The following is a 13,408-nucleotide window of genomic DNA, read 5'->3' on the forward strand; positions in this document are numbered from 1 at the left end:
GACTTCGATATGAAACTGTTTGTTGCAGCCGTGCTGGCAATGACTGCCTGCTCCGTTCAAGCCGCTGACATTGATGATTTGATCGCGAAGAATCGAGCGTTCGCCGCCGAACAGAACGAGGTACCGAAATGGAAAATCGCTCAGGAGCAGGAAGACGCGGCTATCCGCGCGAAGTCATTTGACCGCTCAACCATTGGACAGTCGGCCTACGTTTTCGCGAAAACAGTCGATGACACGATCCCTCGCTCGGCAATGAGCTCGATCCTCTATAGGAACATGCCGTGTCGCCTGCCTATCGCCGATGCGCCCAAGTTGCGGGCGGCCGAATCGTTATATGGTCGCGCCCTCGTCGCCGCGTGCTGGGGAAAAGTGCTCAGCCCGGTCAATGATTCCGTTCTAATCGTCACGAAGTTCGGAAACAGTCGGCAAGATTCACTGATCAACTACGCGGAGGTGAAAATTCTCGACGACGGCTCAGGGAAGTTCGTAAAACGCGCGATCACTCCGGACGAATTCGGCAAAAGCATCTCGCAGTATCAGAATGAGCTGCGTTAGCCGAACCGCTTGATCACGTCGGCTGACGGCACCGTAGCCTTGTCCCGGAAGGAATCGGGCAGCACCGTCACGTCGGCCGCCAGGCACGTCACGCTCGTGTACCATTCTTCGCCGCGCGTATCGCCGCTCACCTCCGCGAGCATCACGTAGTAGAAGCCATCGTCCTGCAGCTTTGCCTGCATCTCGATCCGCTCGTTCTCGGCCTGCTGGCCGACGTTCAGGCTGTACTCGTACTGCTGGATGCTCGCGTTGTCCAGACAGATCAACCGACCGATCTTCACGCTGGGGTTCAGCAGCATTTTCACCTCGATGCCGTTCGCGGTCTGCTGCGGCAGGCCGACCATACCGGTCGAGGAAGTGATCACCGGGATCTCGCCTGGCATGTACGCTGTCTCCGGCACCATCACCACCTTGCCGTCCTGAATGCTCCAGACAGTCTGCGTGGTTCGTGCGGTCCATCGCATGAAATCCCGTGCCATGCCGAACATAACCTTGCCTCGAGGCAGCGGGTTCGACGGTAATTCGGGCAGATAGCCTTGCTGTACGCCATACGGGCCCATAGCAGTGCACGCGGCAGCCACGTGATCGGCCGGCGTTGACCCGGCCGCGAGCGTCGTGTTGACCACGGCGAAGTTGTACGCTGAGTCGCCATCCGCCGCGGTGATGTCGACGAACGTGTCGGTCTGGCTCTCGCGTCCGCGGCGCACCTGCTTGATCTGACCGTCAAATATGATCCCGTAGTTGCCCTCGTAGCCGGCCTGCAACACGACGCGTGTGAATTCCTTCTGCGCGCGCCGCGCCGTCGTCTCGGACACGTTGTAGACGCGGATCCGCGCCGAGTTCGGCGTCTGCAGATCGCCCCGCTGCACGCGGAACACGATCCGCAGCTCCGACAGATCGAGCGCCTCGCCGCTGTCGAAGCCGATGATCAGCGATACCTTTCGGCCGAACTGCTCAATACTCATTGGTCCGTCACCCAGAAAACATGCGATCCGATGCCGAGATCCTCGTACGTCGGAACGTCGTCCGGATCAGCAGCGCCCTGCACCCACAACCGTCCCTGAAAGCCGAGGTGCTTGTACTGGCCGAGCAGGTCGATGCCAGTCACCAGCGGAATGCCGGACACCAGCGGATTGTCCGAGGCGTCCGCGATGTCCAGCACCCAGCCTGCGCCGCCGGCCTTGCGGTACTGGACCGTCAGTCGATAGTCGGTCCCGCTCAGCGTCACGGTGAATCGCTCCGGGCGCGGCGAAAACGGAATCTCGAAGAAGCTCGGCATCACATACTCCCCGGCGGTACTGCGCCGCCCGGCGCCGGCGTCGCCGGCACGGCGGCCTTCGTACCGACGTTGCCGGTCTCGGCCGTCGATGCCGGGTCGGCCTGGTTCTCGCGCGGCGGCAACTTCGTCACCTGCGTCGACACGATCTTGATCTGCTTCAGTGTCGCCGTCAGGATCAGCGCGCTCGACGTCTTCGCGTCGACCGTGAGCCGCAGCCCCTGCAGAAGCATGTTCTGGTATGTGCGACGGCTGGTCGTGACATCTAACGGCGTGCGTGCTTGCTGCAGCGCCAGCAACTGCGAGTAGATCGCGTTGACGTACTGCGCCGATGGCAGGCCGCCGCCGTCAAACGTCGCCTCCGCCGCGCCGAGCAGCGCCTCGTAGTCGGCATTGCTCCAGCCGCACCGCATCGCGAGATCCGGCTGCCGCTTGAACGCGTGATCGGTGATCTGCGCCCCTTGCTCAACCGGATGCTCGGTGATCACCAGCTCATCGTTGTAGACCTCTTCGATCGCGACCTGCACCGTGATGCTGCCGATCTTCTTCGGCGAGATCATGATCATGTCGAGGATCACGAGACCACCCCCTGTAGATTGCGCACCATGTCGGCGTTCACCGCGCGCTGCTCGCGCTCGACCGCGCGGCCGGCCGCCGAAGGATCGCCTGCGCCGGTCACGTGGATCTGCGTGGACTGGTGCAGCTCGACCTTCGCCGGGCCGCCGCGCGCCGCCGACTGTGCGGCCAGCGCACCGGCGGGCTGGTACGTCGCGCGCGTGTTGCGCAGCGCGGCTTCCATCTCGGCGGCCGAGATACTCGCGCGGTTGTTGCCCTTGCCGGCGTAGTAGCTGCGGCCGGTGTCAGGGTCCGCGACGCTCGCCCACTCGCGCGACGCCGCGCGCAGCGCGCCGCGCAGATCGTCGCTACGCCCTTCGACGTAGTCGGCGATCGCGCGGCGCTTGTTGCGCACAAGGTACTCATCGAAGATCCGGTCCTGCAGCTTCCGGTCGAACATCTCGGACCCGTTCAGCTTCAACCCGCGCGCTGCCTCGGCCAGCGTGCTGCCGATGATCTGGTACCGGCCGGCAGCGTTGAACTGCCCGGCGCGTTGCGCAGCCATGACCTGCGCGAGCGTCATGCCCTCGAGATTCTCGGTGCCGGAGCGGTAGCCGCCGCGCGCGCCACGGTTGACGCTGTTGTAGTCGCCTTCGCCGCGCGCGATCAAATGGCCGAACGCCGTGTCAGCGAGACGCGACATCGCGCCGGCAAGGTCGGCCGATGCGACACGCGCAGGTCCCGGTGCCGGTCGAGGTGCAGACGCACGCGTCGGCGTCGGCGTCGGCGTCGGCGTCGGCGTCGGCGTCGGCGCAGGAGCAGGAGCAGCGCCGCGCGGCGGCGTCAGCTTCGCGCCGCCGCCGTCCTTCACACTGTCGATCTCGGCCTGCGTGTAGCCGCCGGTCGAGTCGAGGCCGCGCCGATCCTGCAGCGTGAGGATGTCCCACAACGAGCGGAACCGGCCGCCCGACAGCTTCGTGATCAAGCCGTCGATCTGGTCGCGCACGCCGTCGCCAATCTTCCAGCCGAGGAACGCGGCGCCGACGGCGGCCGCACTTGAGGCCAGCGCGGCAAGCTCAATACCCATCGCGGAGAGCAGACCAGTTGCGCCACTGGCCGCCGCACCGCCCGCGCGCAGCGCCGCCACCATCTTCCAGATGCCGCCGGCGATCTTGAATACGCCGAGCGCCTTCAGCGCCACTCCGAGCAGCAAAATCTTCGTCGACCAACCGTCCGTCGCCCGGTCGAGTTCGATAAGCCGGTCTACAAGCTTTCCAAGCGGCGGCCCCGCGGCCTCGGCCACTTTCAGGATGGCACTCGCGATGTTGGCGATCCTGTTCGCGATCTCGTCACCGTGGTCGTCCATCCAACGCTGAAACCGGTCGAGCTGCGGCCCGATCTTCTGCAGCATCGCGCCCTCGACGCGGATCCCGAGGTTCTCGAACGACGTGCCGAGCCCACGCAGCTGCGTCATGAAGCGGTGCGAGTCGTCGGCCGCCTTGTCCAGGCCGGTCGTCTTCGACATTTCGCGGTACTGCTCGAGGAGCTTCTCGAAATCCCCGTTACGCATCGCGAGCATCAGGTTCTCGTCGATGCCGAGGATGTTGCCGTACTGGCTCGCGAGCCACGTCGGCTTGTTCGCCAGCGACTTCCCGAGGTCGGACATGATGTCGACCGTGTCGCGCAACTCGCCGTTCGCGTTGCGCGTCTGCACGCCGAGCGTCGCGAGGTACCCTTCGCCCGCCGGGTTGTTACGCAGGAAACGCGCGAGATTCTCGATCGTGCCGGTGGCCGCCTCGGCCGAGACGCCCATGTTGCGCGCAGCGAACTCGAAGCCGCGCAGGTTGGTCGCCGACGCGCCGGTGCGCTGCGACACGAAGTACAGGCGCTCGAGCTTCGACGCGAATGCCGCGACGCCCGCGCTCACCGTCAGCGCGGCGCCGGACACCGTGGCGATCAGCTGCTTGACGCCCTTCGTCGTGCCTTCGACGCCTTCCTTGAAGTTCTTCAGGCCCTTTTCGTCGACCTTGAAGCCGAGCGCGACCAGGAACTCGCGGATGACGACCGAATCAGCCATTTTCTCTTTCCATCTTGCGGCGGTACGCCGCTTCATTGTCTGCCCGGACGGCGAGGGAGTCGTTCATTAGGGCGACGTCGGCCAGGCCAAGCGTTCCGTCGAGCAGCGACTCGTACCGGCACATCTGCGCGTGTACAGGCGCGAGCAGCCAATCCTCCCCGCCGGGCAACGCGCGGATCCAGCCTACGTCGCCGCCGGGCTGCTCGCTTGGCTGGTAAGCAGCCCGTTGATAAAAGGGCCGAGGTTCGCCACCACGACGCGCACGACCAGCGGCAGCATCACGTCGATGCCGATGTCGTCGAACATCGACGTCTTGTGCGCGATGTTCCAGACCTTCGCCCAGCCGGCCCCCTGCCAGCGTTCGACAACGGACAGGCACGTGCCGAAGACGTATTCGGCGTCCTCGTCCTTCAGACCGGCCAGTGCATCGGCGAACGGTTGCAGCACCGGTGCGATCGCGTCGACCATCGACAGCAGCTCGCGCGAGCGATCGGCCGCGGGTGCCGGCGCCGCGACGGCCGGCGCTTCCGTGCCTTCCTCGCCCTCGGCACCTGCGGCCAGCGCCGCGAGCGCGGCGTTTGCGCGCTCCTGCTCGCGCGCGACGTCGGCCTGCTCGAGCTCGGCGTAGAACTTCATCAGTACCGGGATCATCGGCGGGATGATCGGGGCGATGCGACGCGACACGTGAAACTGCTGCATCGCATTCAGCTTGCCGACCGCGTACCGCGCACCGTTCAATTTGAGTTCGGTCGTCATGCTCAGTACGTCCCGAGGATGTTGTCGATCTTGATCGCGTCGAAGACCCATTCGACGGTGTCGCCGTCCTTCGCATACTTCAGGTCGGGAGCCTTCTTGAACGCGCAGCTGCGTGCGGTCATCACGTCGCCCGCTGCCGTCTGCCGAACTTCGATCAGATTCTTGCCCCACAGGCGGCTGTCGAGCGACTGCGCGTCGTACAGCGCCATCAACTTCGCGTTGATCGGCGCGGTCTTGAGGTATCGCAGCGTGACCTGCCCGGACTTGTCGGCATGCAGACTGTGCATGCCCTCGCCATCCGAGCCGACCGTCATCGTGTTCTTGTCGCCCGCGCGCACGATCGTGATGCCTTCTTCCGCGGTCGCCTCACCGTAGCCGAGCGAGAAGGCCCCGCCCGGGCCGACGATCGTCGCCGCGACGTCCTGAAAGCTGTAAGTCGCCATGTTGAGATGCCCCTGTTAGCGGTTGACGTTGACGAGGATGTCGACGCTGTGGATCGCGCCGGCCTCCTTCGCTGCGACCTGGAATACGACGGACTTACGTGCCTCGCGGTCGGCCTGCGACTGCGTCGCGATCGGCGGCTGGTACACGTAGTAGCCCTTCGCGAGCGTGTCGCCCTGGTTCAGCGCGCCGAAGCCGGCCGAGTTCCATACACCCGGTGCGAGGTACCCGTTGTTCACCCCCGCCTCGCAGGCCGCGGAGATCGTCGCAGCGATCTGGGCGTTACCGCCGTCGGTCTGCGGGATCTTCGTGGGGCTCTGGTACAGCAGGTTGTAGACGTCTGTCTCGATGCGGGTCCGGAACCAGATCGCGTTGTAGACCGAGTCGGCGAACAGGCCGCTCGGCGTCACGCCGTACTGGATGATCGACGTGTCGTTGCTGTAGTCGACGAACACGTTGCAATTCTTCGCCTGAAGCGTGTTCGCCTGCGTGCTGGTCAGCTGCTCCGCGGCAACGCTCGGCTCCTGCTTGAACATCAGCGTGATCGTCGTGTTGTTGCCGTCGAAGTTCACGGTCAGCAGGCGGCCGAGCAGCGACGACACCGCGTACGGCGTCGCGCTCGAATACTGCAGGATCGTGTACTTCAGGTTCAGCGCCTTCAGCTTGCTCGCGATGTCGGTCGTCACGGTCGAGTCGAGCACCTGCGGGTTCTGCGTCGTGATGCCGTAGATGTGCCGCTGGTCGGCCTCGATGAGGTTCGCGACCGCAATGTGCTGATCGTCCGTGATCGACGCGTCGGCGAAGTCCAGCCCGAGGAACTGGTTCGCGAAGCGATCGAGGAACAGCGCGGCCGCGTCGACGGGCTGCTCGGGCGCGATGCCGTCCGCCGGCACGCCGGCAAGGCTGCCCGTCAGACCGAGCATCGCCGAGATGTCGGTGCCAGCCCCCGGCGCCGTCGCATAGCCGACCTTCGAATTCGTGCCGGTCGTGTTCGACGTCACGACGAACTGCGAACCGTTCCATGCGATCGTCGCCCCCGTCAGCTTGGCGTTAATCACCGTCGCCACGCCGTTCAGGTTCGTCTGCGCCGAGAAGTCGAGGCCGGTGACCGACTTCGCCACGCCGTCGATCGTGATGCTGAATGCGCCGGTCGTGATCGCGTCCCACAGCGCGATGTCCTTCTGCGCGGCCGACAGCACGCCGCCGCGCAGCGAGCCGGCCGTCGCCGTCTTCGCCCACCGACCGATCATGATCTGTTGCGGCTTCGGCACCTGGTTGAACGCGAGAGCCGCCGCGTAGTACTCCGGCGTGTTGGTGCCGTAGTCGGCCGTCACCTCGTCGATGCCACCGTACGAGCGCGCTCGCTCGTTGGTGTCGATGACAGCCGACGGGCCGAGAATCAGCAAAGTGTTCAAATTCGCGCCCTGCGCAGCGAGTGCAGCGAGGTTGATCATCACGTTGATCAGACGCGATACCGGCAGTCCAGTTGACATTTGGAACCTCAAAAAAGAAAAAGCCGCATTTAAGCGGCCAAATAAAACTTCAAATGCACGGATATCGTCGATTCAGAACTGCTTGCGAATATGCAGGACCTACTTCATCGACCATCCCCAATTTTGGGGATGCCGACCGTCACATTGCTCTGACAAGATCACCTACACGCTTGCCAGATCGGCATGCGTCAACCACAAGGAGACCAAGATGGGCAATCCTGCAGCAGCAAAGGAGCATGTTTACTGGTCGATCTGGCACGAGGGTGTTCCTGTCTTTTTTACGCCCGATCCAAACGCACAGCTCAGTCAATACATTCGGTCGACGGCCGAAATGAGAGCTGCGATCATGTCCACCCAGGCGCACAACGACGTTGCTCGAAACCTCATTGCAGGACTCAATGACGATGAGCTTGAGAAGTTGATTTCGCTTGCGCCTGCTGAAATCAGCGCCATGACTTTCGATCACGATACGATGAGCGGACATTTCCACTGGGTCTGCTACCACGAAGGGTATCTCCCTGAGTTTCGCCAATGGAACTCGGATCGAAATTACACGGCGATTCGCGCCCAATACCACTCCGCTCAAGATCACAATCCGGACGCGCGAAACCTGCTTGCCGCTGTCGACAATACCTGGATTAAGAATCTGATCGACAGCTTCTAAGTCTCGCCGAGCCCGGGCCAGACGCATCTCCGCAAAATTGCCTGGCCCGTCATTCCTTGACCTCAAACGCCACCGAGACCAGGTTCAGAACCGCGTAGGTGCGAGCCACTTTGCGACGCAGCCTCACCGTCATGTCGTAGCGCCGCACCCATTGCTGGTTGACAAGGTCGGGCGCCGCTCGAATCGGGCCGACGCCCACGAACGCCATGTCCTGCAGTTGAAGCTGCTCGCGGTTCTGCGGGATTGTCAGCCCGTCGGCGAGCCGCTGCGCATAACCCTTCGCGCGCGGCCCGTAGAACGTGCACATGACGTCGATGTCCTGATGCCGGATGTACGTGTCGTGCCCGTCGGCGGTGCCGTCGTGCTGGATCGCAGGGCCTGCGTCCGGCTCCTGCTCCTGGACGCCGAACGCGCACCAGTCGACGGACGGCTCCGGTTGCTTCGGCACCTTCGCCTGCCAGCGCGGCCGCACGAGGTCGGGCGGCAGCGCCGTGACGCCCGCGATCAGGTCGTGGACCAGATCGTCTAGGGCGTCGTCCTCGGCCGGCGGCGCATCGACGGCTGGCGCCAGGTATCCGCCGGTCGAGCTGTCGTTCATGGGGTCATCCCGAAAGAGGCTTCAGATCGCACGTCGCGCAGACGAAGCCGCGGCCGAAGTGCGAGTAGTCGTTCACGTTAACGACTGTGTAGGTGCGGCCCGCCCACACGACCTCGTCGGCGTCGTGGCCGGCGCTGCCGTCTATCAGCCGGAACATCGTGTGCAGCGTGATCGAGCCGATGATTCGGCTGCCGTCTGCGTTGCGATGCAGGATGTCGCCCTTGTCGCTCGTCACGACGGCGGCGAACGGCGTCGAGGCGACGGTGTTCTGTGCGCGGCCGTGGCCGTCGACCGTTTGCGTCGTGCGATTGCAGATCAGGCCCGTATCCATGAAATCCGGATCGAGCAGGACCTCGGTTACGTCGAGGAAGGCCATAGCGAGCGCACCAACGAAAAAGGGCCGCACGCGGCGGCCCTTGGATCGGGGAGACTGGAAACTACTTCTTGCGGACCACGTAAGTGATCGCGTTTCGATACTGGGCGGTGTCGACCAGCGTGTTCTCACGCGTGACGCCGCGGCGCCGGCGCGCAGCCAGCGTCGAGTCGGCGAGTTTGGGAGCGATGTTGCTGTTGATCTTCGCGCGCACGCCGTTCTGCCCGGCGAGACCGGCCAGCTTCAGTCTGCGCTCGACCTGTTCGAGATCGCCGTCGAGCGCCGCTTCGACGCCCTTCTGGAGTTGCGGCTCGAACTTCGGCCGCGCGTCCTGCACGCCGGGCACCAGATGCGGGCGCGCCGGGATGTTGTTGGCTGGCGAACCGTTTTCCATGATGTAGCCGATCTCGGCATTGCTGAGCGGCTCGCCTTCGTTCTTCCGGCCGGCGGTGCTGTCGGGCACGCCGACGAGCACCTCCTTCTGCACGAGCCCGCTGATCGACTTCAGCACCTCATCGAGGCGGTCGATTTTCATGCCGTCCATGGGACTCTCCCGGTCAGCGGCAGCAGCGTTACAGCTGAATGCCGCCCGAACCCATCATCTGCGCCAGGCTGAGATAGCGAACGCCGTACATCGTGGCGTTCCAGAAGCCGCCATCCTTGATGGCGACAGCCGCGGTGTCGTAGCTCGCGCTCACCTTGTCGACGGCCTTCGACGACTGCGGCCCGGTGACCTGCCCAGGCACGCCGCCGACTGCGGCCGTCTTCTGGTCCTTCAGCGCGAGCGCGAGGTGGTGGGCGGTGACCAGCGCGACTCCCAGATCGGTCAGCTCGCCCCAGCGCTCAGCATTGACGAGCGAGACCGCGACGGGCATCCAAAACTGGACGAGCGAGTCGGGGTACGTCGTCGTATCGTTGAACTCGGGGAACGACTGTCGGAACTGGGCGATATCCACGTGTCACCTTGCCAAAATGCGGTGCCCGGCGCGCGCCTGCGCGGCGCGGCGCCGGGAGGCCATTATGCCTTCTTCCCGCTGCCGGACTTCTGCGTGGCGCCGTCGGCAGCGCCATCCTTCGCCGCCGCCGTGGCGTCCTTCTGAGTCGCCTCGAAGGACGCGATCCGCGCGGCGAGATCCTGCTCGCTCGCCGCAACTGCAGCTTCGCGCGTGTCGAGCGCGGCCGCGCGATCGTCCAGCCCCTTGCCGAACGTATCGAGCTCGGTGCGCAGCTTTTCGAGGCGATCCGAATCGGCCTGCAGATCAGCCTTCGCGGCCGCCAGCGCGGCAGCCTGATCCGTTGCACCGGCTTGCGAACTGGTCGAATCGCCGGATTTCTCCGGCAGCGGGCCAGTGTGCGCCTTAGCGTACCAGTGCTCGGCGATGAAGTCCTCGACCTCCTGCACACCTGCCTCGACGCGCCGGACGACTTCTTCGCCCTCGTGGGTCAGCCGGATCGTGAACGCCGTGAGAACGTTGATCTTCGCCATGTCAGATCCCGTCCCGGTAAGCGGCCGTCGTGCCGTAGCGCCATTCGACGCGGCCGATACGCGACCAGTAGGTCGTGATCTGGAACAGCGAGCGGTACTCGAGCGGCGTGCGCTGCAGGTCCGTCATCGGGAACTGGACGTACTTCTTGTCGCTGTTGTACGCGACCATCCGGTCCACGGTGCCGAGCTGACCCTGCGTGCCGCCGGCGCCCGCGCCGATCAGCCACTTCAGCTCGAGGATTTCCAGCGGCGTGCCCTGCTGCGTGCAGATGTTGTTCTCGAGCAGGTACGTCAGGATCGACTTGTTTCCGGCGTCGCTCACGATCTGCGATGCAACCCAGCCCAGTTTCGCGGGCGGCAGCATGAGGCGGTTCGGCTTCACCTTCCAGCCCGACGCTTGCCACGCCGAAGTCAGGATCTCGTTGACGTCCTTGAGAATCTCCTTCGGCGTCTTCGTTTCCCACTGCGGCGTGCCGGCCGCGCCATTCGCGACGTTCGAAACGCTGCCGACGGCGCCAGTCGAGTTCACCAGGCCGGTGAAGCTCATCTGCGGATCGCCGTAGTAGACGATCTGGTCGAGGTCCATGTTGCGCTTCATGTTCATCGCCTCGACCTTCTGCGAGTCGATGGGCATGCCGAGCGCCTGCGACTTGATCAGCTCGGGCACCGTGTACTTGACTTCGGCACCCCAGAGCAGCATCGGCTGCGCGGTCTTGCCGATGTCGACCGACGGACCCGCGAGCGCGTTGCCTTCGTTCGAGATCCAGTTCAGGCCGTTCGGGTTGATACCGCCGCTCATCCCGAACGCCGAGTTCGTGAACGACGCGACTTCGTCGGCCGCCGACACGTCGCTGCGGATGTAGATGTCGCGCGACCAGGTGTACTCGACGAGCGGCTCGTTGAGCGTCTGGTCGAGGCGTTCGAGCTGGCCGTTGAGAAATACGCCGGTCGAGTCGATCGTCGCACGATCGTAGGTGTACTGCTGGTCCTGCGTGCGCGCGCGGATCAGCCGGCGCGTCGCGTCCGCGACGGCCGCCGACATCGGGATCGAGGCCCCGGCCCGGCGCAGGTGCTTCAGTTCGGACATGTCCATGTAATGGCTCCAGAAATGCAAAAGCCCCGCGATTGCGGGGCTTCGGGTGAAGCGCTGTTCAGCGCCGGATCAGATGTTGACGGCGATTTCGACGATGCCGTATGCGTCGGCCGGGCCGGTGAAGTACCAGTTCGCCGGCATCGCGACGGTGTTCGTGCCGTCGACCGCCGCTTCGAAACCACCGAGCGGCTTGCCGGCGGCCGCTGCCGCGACGCGCACGTACACCGTACCGTTCTTCGTGGCCGGCGCGGTGCCGCCCAGCGCGGCATTGAAATAGCCGCGCTTCAGGATGTCGGTCGGACCGCTCGTCGGCGGCGTCGACGTGCCGAGCGGATCGTTGCTGTTGCCCTGAATCGGGTACGCGCGGAGGTTCACGCCGTAGACAAGCGCCGCCGTGTCGGCCGCGTTGTTGATCGGCTGGATCTTGCCGTTCACCATCTTCACGGGAACGCCGAACGCCGTCGGCGGTGCCGCCGGGTCGATCAGCTGCGTCTCGATCGTGGCGACTTCGGCGCGCTGGAGATCACCGGCAAAGCCTGCCGGCATGCGAAATTGATAAGCTTGCAACGAGGGCATGTCGGCTCCTTACTTGCGGACCTTCCAGAATTCCGCGTGGATGGCGTTGATGTCTTTCCGCTCGGCCTGAGCGGAATCGTTCGTCCGGCGCTGCGTCACACCGGAGTTCTTGCTGCGCACGACCTCCGACGCTGCGTTGAAGAACGCCGCGACGGAATCGCAAGTCATGCTGGCCACGTTCGCGCCGCCGACCACCGACTTGACGATTTCGGCGTTCTCGTTGTCCAGCGCGGCGCGCAGCGCGCGGCGGCGCAGCACGCACATGGCGTCGACCGTCTTCTTGCGGACCGCCTTCGCATCGAACGTCGGCAGCCGCACGCCCGGCGCGAGGATCTCGGCGCGCGACAGCGCGTCCTGAAATTGATCGCGCAGTGCGGTACTGTCGCCGGTACGCGCGCCGGTCTTGTCGTCGTCGCCTTCGCCGGCACCGTCGTTGTCCGTGGTGCCGGTGCCATCCAGATCTTCGTCATCGCCGTCGCCCGTCTGCGTGCCGCCGCCTTCGAGCTTCGTCACTCGGTCGGCGAGTGCGTCGATCTTGCCGTTAGTGGCCTGGATCGCGTCGAGCACCTGCTTCAGTGGATCGCCTTCGCCACCGCCCGCGCCTTCGTCGCCCGTCGCGGAGACACCCGCCTTCGGGTCGGCGCCGGTGCCGGGCATGTGGATGTGAATCTGGGGTTGGCCGTCGCCACCTTCGCCGCCTTCGTCGCCGGTCATCTCGCTCGCGACCTTCTCGAACGCTTCGGAATCGCGCGTCATGAACGCCTTGCGCAACGCGTCGACGAACTTGGAGCCTTTCTTGGTTGCCATGCTTGCATCTCCTGTCGGGAGTAGGTTGGAACTGCTATCCCCGATCGAACACACGGGGCCACAGCGGGCGCTTTTCACGAGGGCGACGTGGTTGCCCACGATCACCACCTGTCGCGCCCGCCCAGGCGCAATCTGTTCATAGTCGGCGTCGTAGCCGTTGCTGACTTGCGTGAGCGCGTCCGCGCCCTTGCTCTGGACGCGGCGAATCGCCTCGGCGTCGGTGATCAGCAGATCGGCGAGCATCAGCTCGGCCTGGTCGCCTTCGCCTTGCCGGACGTTTCGGACCGTGCCGCGCGCGACCGACATGTAGTTCGCCGGCGTCACGAAGTCCGGCGGATGGTCGATCGTGATCGGCTTGCCTTCGAAGCTGGCGAGCGTCTCGGGACTGAACAGCACGTCGGCCGTGCGCTCGGCGACAATGACGCCGTCCTTCGCCTCGATTTCCGGCAGCTCGAAATAGGCGTAGTCCTGCGCGCCGACGCGCGCGATCGGCACGGCCTCGCAAAGCAGGAACCCTTCCGGCGTGATCGACTGCCGCTCGCCGAGCTGCTCGGTCGCGTACACGCCCGATGCGGTGATGCCGTCGCGGGTGTGCGCGCGGGCGCGCGGCGCATGCAAGCCGCAGGTGCACGCGTGGTCAGTGGTGAAAATGCGCATA

At 64.8% G+C, this 13,408-nt stretch carries 18 protein-coding genes; 2 read left to right on the forward strand and 16 right to left on the reverse strand.

Features of this window, described 5'->3' with window-relative positions:
• Nucleotides 1-9: 9 nt before the first annotated feature.
• Nucleotides 10-555, forward strand: coding sequence for a hypothetical protein (locus CFB81_RS22240; RefSeq protein ID WP_143328625.1), 546 nt, complete (start codon nucleotides 10-12; stop codon nucleotides 553-555).
• Here CFB81_RS22240 and CFB81_RS22245 read toward each other — a convergent pair.
• Genes CFB81_RS22245 through CFB81_RS22275 form a run of 8 tightly spaced genes read right to left on the reverse strand, consistent with a single transcriptional unit; the run spans nucleotide 552 to nucleotide 7,153 of the window.
• Nucleotides 552-1,520, reverse strand: a complete 969-nt coding sequence (locus CFB81_RS22245; RefSeq protein WP_089436537.1) for a hypothetical protein — start codon at nucleotides 1,518-1,520, stop codon at nucleotides 552-554. The genes CFB81_RS22240 and CFB81_RS22245 overlap by 4 nt on opposite strands.
• The gene (locus CFB81_RS22250; RefSeq protein ID WP_059638706.1) at nucleotides 1,517-1,834 is read right to left on the reverse strand and encodes a hypothetical protein; all 318 of its coding nucleotides are present in this window, start codon (nucleotides 1,832-1,834) and stop codon (nucleotides 1,517-1,519) included. Before CFB81_RS22250 ends, CFB81_RS22245 begins: the two co-directional genes overlap by 4 nt.
• Nucleotides 1,834-2,397 (reverse strand): phage baseplate protein, encoded by a 564-nt coding sequence (locus tag CFB81_RS22255; RefSeq protein WP_256976295.1) that lies wholly within the window; start codon nucleotides 2,395-2,397, stop codon nucleotides 1,834-1,836. Before CFB81_RS22255 ends, CFB81_RS22250 begins: the two co-directional genes overlap by 1 nt.
• 8 nt (nucleotides 2,398-2,405) lie before the next feature.
• Nucleotides 2,406-4,463, reverse strand: a complete 2,058-nt coding sequence (locus CFB81_RS22260; protein ID WP_089436539.1) for a mannosyl-glycoprotein endo-beta-N-acetylglucosamidase — start codon at nucleotides 4,461-4,463, stop codon at nucleotides 2,406-2,408.
• Nucleotides 4,456-4,587, reverse strand: coding sequence for a hypothetical protein (locus CFB81_RS36905; RefSeq protein WP_009927600.1), 132 nt, complete (start codon nucleotides 4,585-4,587; stop codon nucleotides 4,456-4,458). The genes CFB81_RS22260 and CFB81_RS36905 overlap by 8 nt, the downstream gene beginning before the upstream one ends.
• A 59-nt stretch (nucleotides 4,588-4,646) precedes the next feature.
• Complete coding sequence (locus CFB81_RS22265; RefSeq protein ID WP_089436540.1) at nucleotides 4,647-5,219, reverse strand: phage tail assembly chaperone; 573 nt, start codon at nucleotides 5,217-5,219, stop codon at nucleotides 4,647-4,649.
• Between the two features lie 2 nt (nucleotides 5,220-5,221).
• Nucleotides 5,222-5,662 carry a phage protein gene (locus CFB81_RS22270; protein ID WP_089436541.1) on the reverse strand — a complete coding sequence of 147 codons (441 nt, stop codon included), beginning with the start codon at nucleotides 5,660-5,662 and terminating at the stop codon, nucleotides 5,222-5,224.
• 15 nt (nucleotides 5,663-5,677) lie between these two features.
• Complete coding sequence (locus CFB81_RS22275; protein ID WP_089436542.1) at nucleotides 5,678-7,153, reverse strand: DUF3383 domain-containing protein; 1,476 nt, start codon at nucleotides 7,151-7,153, stop codon at nucleotides 5,678-5,680.
• Nucleotides 7,154-7,361: 208 nt separating this feature from the next.
• On the opposite strand from CFB81_RS22275, the gene CFB81_RS22280 reads away from it, so the two are divergent.
• The gene (locus tag CFB81_RS22280) at nucleotides 7,362-7,817 is read left to right on the forward strand and encodes a hypothetical protein (RefSeq protein WP_143328626.1); all 456 of its coding nucleotides are present in this window, start codon (nucleotides 7,362-7,364) and stop codon (nucleotides 7,815-7,817) included.
• A 49-nt stretch (nucleotides 7,818-7,866) separates the two neighbouring features.
• Here CFB81_RS22280 and CFB81_RS22285 read toward each other — a convergent pair whose 3' ends face one another.
• The 8 genes from CFB81_RS22285 to CFB81_RS22320 all read right to left on the reverse strand — a co-directional run bounded on the left by CFB81_RS22285 (nucleotide 7,867) and on the right by CFB81_RS22320 (nucleotide 13,407).
• Nucleotides 7,867-8,415, reverse strand: a complete 549-nt coding sequence (locus CFB81_RS22285; protein WP_089436544.1) for a hypothetical protein — start codon at nucleotides 8,413-8,415, stop codon at nucleotides 7,867-7,869.
• A 4-nt stretch (nucleotides 8,416-8,419) separates the two neighbouring features.
• Nucleotides 8,420-8,791 carry a hypothetical protein gene (locus CFB81_RS22290; RefSeq protein WP_089436545.1) on the reverse strand — a complete coding sequence of 124 codons (372 nt, stop codon included), beginning with the start codon at nucleotides 8,789-8,791 and terminating at the stop codon, nucleotides 8,420-8,422.
• 61 nt (nucleotides 8,792-8,852) lie between these two features.
• A complete protein-coding gene (locus CFB81_RS22295; RefSeq protein WP_060009935.1) occupies nucleotides 8,853-9,332 on the reverse strand; it encodes a hypothetical protein in 480 nt (159 codons plus the stop codon).
• A 28-nt stretch (nucleotides 9,333-9,360) separates the two neighbouring features.
• The gene (locus CFB81_RS22300) at nucleotides 9,361-9,744 is read right to left on the reverse strand and encodes a DUF4054 domain-containing protein (protein WP_089436546.1); all 384 of its coding nucleotides are present in this window, start codon (nucleotides 9,742-9,744) and stop codon (nucleotides 9,361-9,363) included.
• Between the two features lie 62 nt (nucleotides 9,745-9,806).
• The gene (locus CFB81_RS22305) at nucleotides 9,807-10,274 is read right to left on the reverse strand and encodes a hypothetical protein (protein ID WP_089436547.1); all 468 of its coding nucleotides are present in this window, start codon (nucleotides 10,272-10,274) and stop codon (nucleotides 9,807-9,809) included.
• Nucleotide 10,275: 1 nt separating this feature from the next.
• Nucleotides 10,276-11,367 (reverse strand): DUF2184 domain-containing protein, encoded by a 1,092-nt coding sequence (locus CFB81_RS22310; protein WP_023474713.1) that lies wholly within the window; start codon nucleotides 11,365-11,367, stop codon nucleotides 10,276-10,278.
• 69 nt (nucleotides 11,368-11,436) lie between these two features.
• Nucleotides 11,437-11,943: a hypothetical protein gene (locus tag CFB81_RS22315; protein ID WP_089436548.1), complete on the reverse strand. Its 507-nt coding sequence runs from the start codon at nucleotides 11,941-11,943 to the stop codon at nucleotides 11,437-11,439.
• Between the two features lie 9 nt (nucleotides 11,944-11,952).
• Nucleotides 11,953-13,407 (reverse strand): DUF2213 domain-containing protein, encoded by a 1,455-nt coding sequence (locus CFB81_RS22320; protein WP_089436549.1) that lies wholly within the window; start codon nucleotides 13,405-13,407, stop codon nucleotides 11,953-11,955.
• Nucleotide 13,408: the final 1 nt, after the last annotated feature.

Origin of the sequence: Burkholderia sp. AU28863 (genome assembly GCF_002223195.1) — a bacterium.
In the GTDB taxonomy this organism is placed as follows: Bacteria; Pseudomonadota; Gammaproteobacteria; order Burkholderiales; family Burkholderiaceae; genus Burkholderia; species Burkholderia sola.

Coding starts and splice junctions, on each gene's coding strand:
- CFB81_RS22240 (WP_143328625.1), top strand. CDS start 10: ATGAAACTGTTTGTTGCAGCCGTGCTGGCAATGACTGCCTGCTCCGTT.
- CFB81_RS22245 (WP_089436537.1), bottom strand. CDS start 1,520: ATGAGTATTGAGCAGTTCGGCCGAAAGGTATCGCTGATCATCGGCTTC.
- CFB81_RS22250 (WP_059638706.1), bottom strand. CDS start 1,834: ATGCCGAGCTTCTTCGAGATTCCGTTTTCGCCGCGCCCGGAGCGATTC.
- CFB81_RS22255 (WP_256976295.1), bottom strand. CDS start 2,397: ATGATCATGATCTCGCCGAAGAAGATCGGCAGCATCACGGTGCAGGTC.
- CFB81_RS22260 (WP_089436539.1), bottom strand. CDS start 4,463: ATGGCTGATTCGGTCGTCATCCGCGAGTTCCTGGTCGCGCTCGGCTTC.
- CFB81_RS36905 (WP_009927600.1), bottom strand. CDS start 4,587: ATGTGCCGGTACGAGTCGCTGCTCGACGGAACGCTTGGCCTGGCCGAC.
- CFB81_RS22265 (WP_089436540.1), bottom strand. CDS start 5,219: ATGACGACCGAACTCAAATTGAACGGTGCGCGGTACGCGGTCGGCAAG.
- CFB81_RS22270 (WP_089436541.1), bottom strand. CDS start 5,662: ATGGCGACTTACAGCTTTCAGGACGTCGCGGCGACGATCGTCGGCCCG.
- CFB81_RS22275 (WP_089436542.1), bottom strand. CDS start 7,153: ATGTCAACTGGACTGCCGGTATCGCGTCTGATCAACGTGATGATCAAC.
- CFB81_RS22280 (WP_143328626.1), top strand. CDS start 7,362: ATGGGCAATCCTGCAGCAGCAAAGGAGCATGTTTACTGGTCGATCTGG.
- CFB81_RS22285 (WP_089436544.1), bottom strand. CDS start 8,415: ATGAACGACAGCTCGACCGGCGGATACCTGGCGCCAGCCGTCGATGCG.
- CFB81_RS22290 (WP_089436545.1), bottom strand. CDS start 8,791: ATGGCCTTCCTCGACGTAACCGAGGTCCTGCTCGATCCGGATTTCATG.
- CFB81_RS22295 (WP_060009935.1), bottom strand. CDS start 9,332: ATGGACGGCATGAAAATCGACCGCCTCGATGAGGTGCTGAAGTCGATC.
- CFB81_RS22305 (WP_089436547.1), bottom strand. CDS start 10,274: ATGGCGAAGATCAACGTTCTCACGGCGTTCACGATCCGGCTGACCCAC.
- CFB81_RS22310 (WP_023474713.1), bottom strand. CDS start 11,367: ATGGACATGTCCGAACTGAAGCACCTGCGCCGGGCCGGGGCCTCGATC.
- CFB81_RS22315 (WP_089436548.1), bottom strand. CDS start 11,943: ATGCCCTCGTTGCAAGCTTATCAATTTCGCATGCCGGCAGGCTTTGCC.
- CFB81_RS22320 (WP_089436549.1), bottom strand. CDS start 13,407: ATGCGCATTTTCACCACTGACCACGCGTGCACCTGCGGCTTGCATGCG.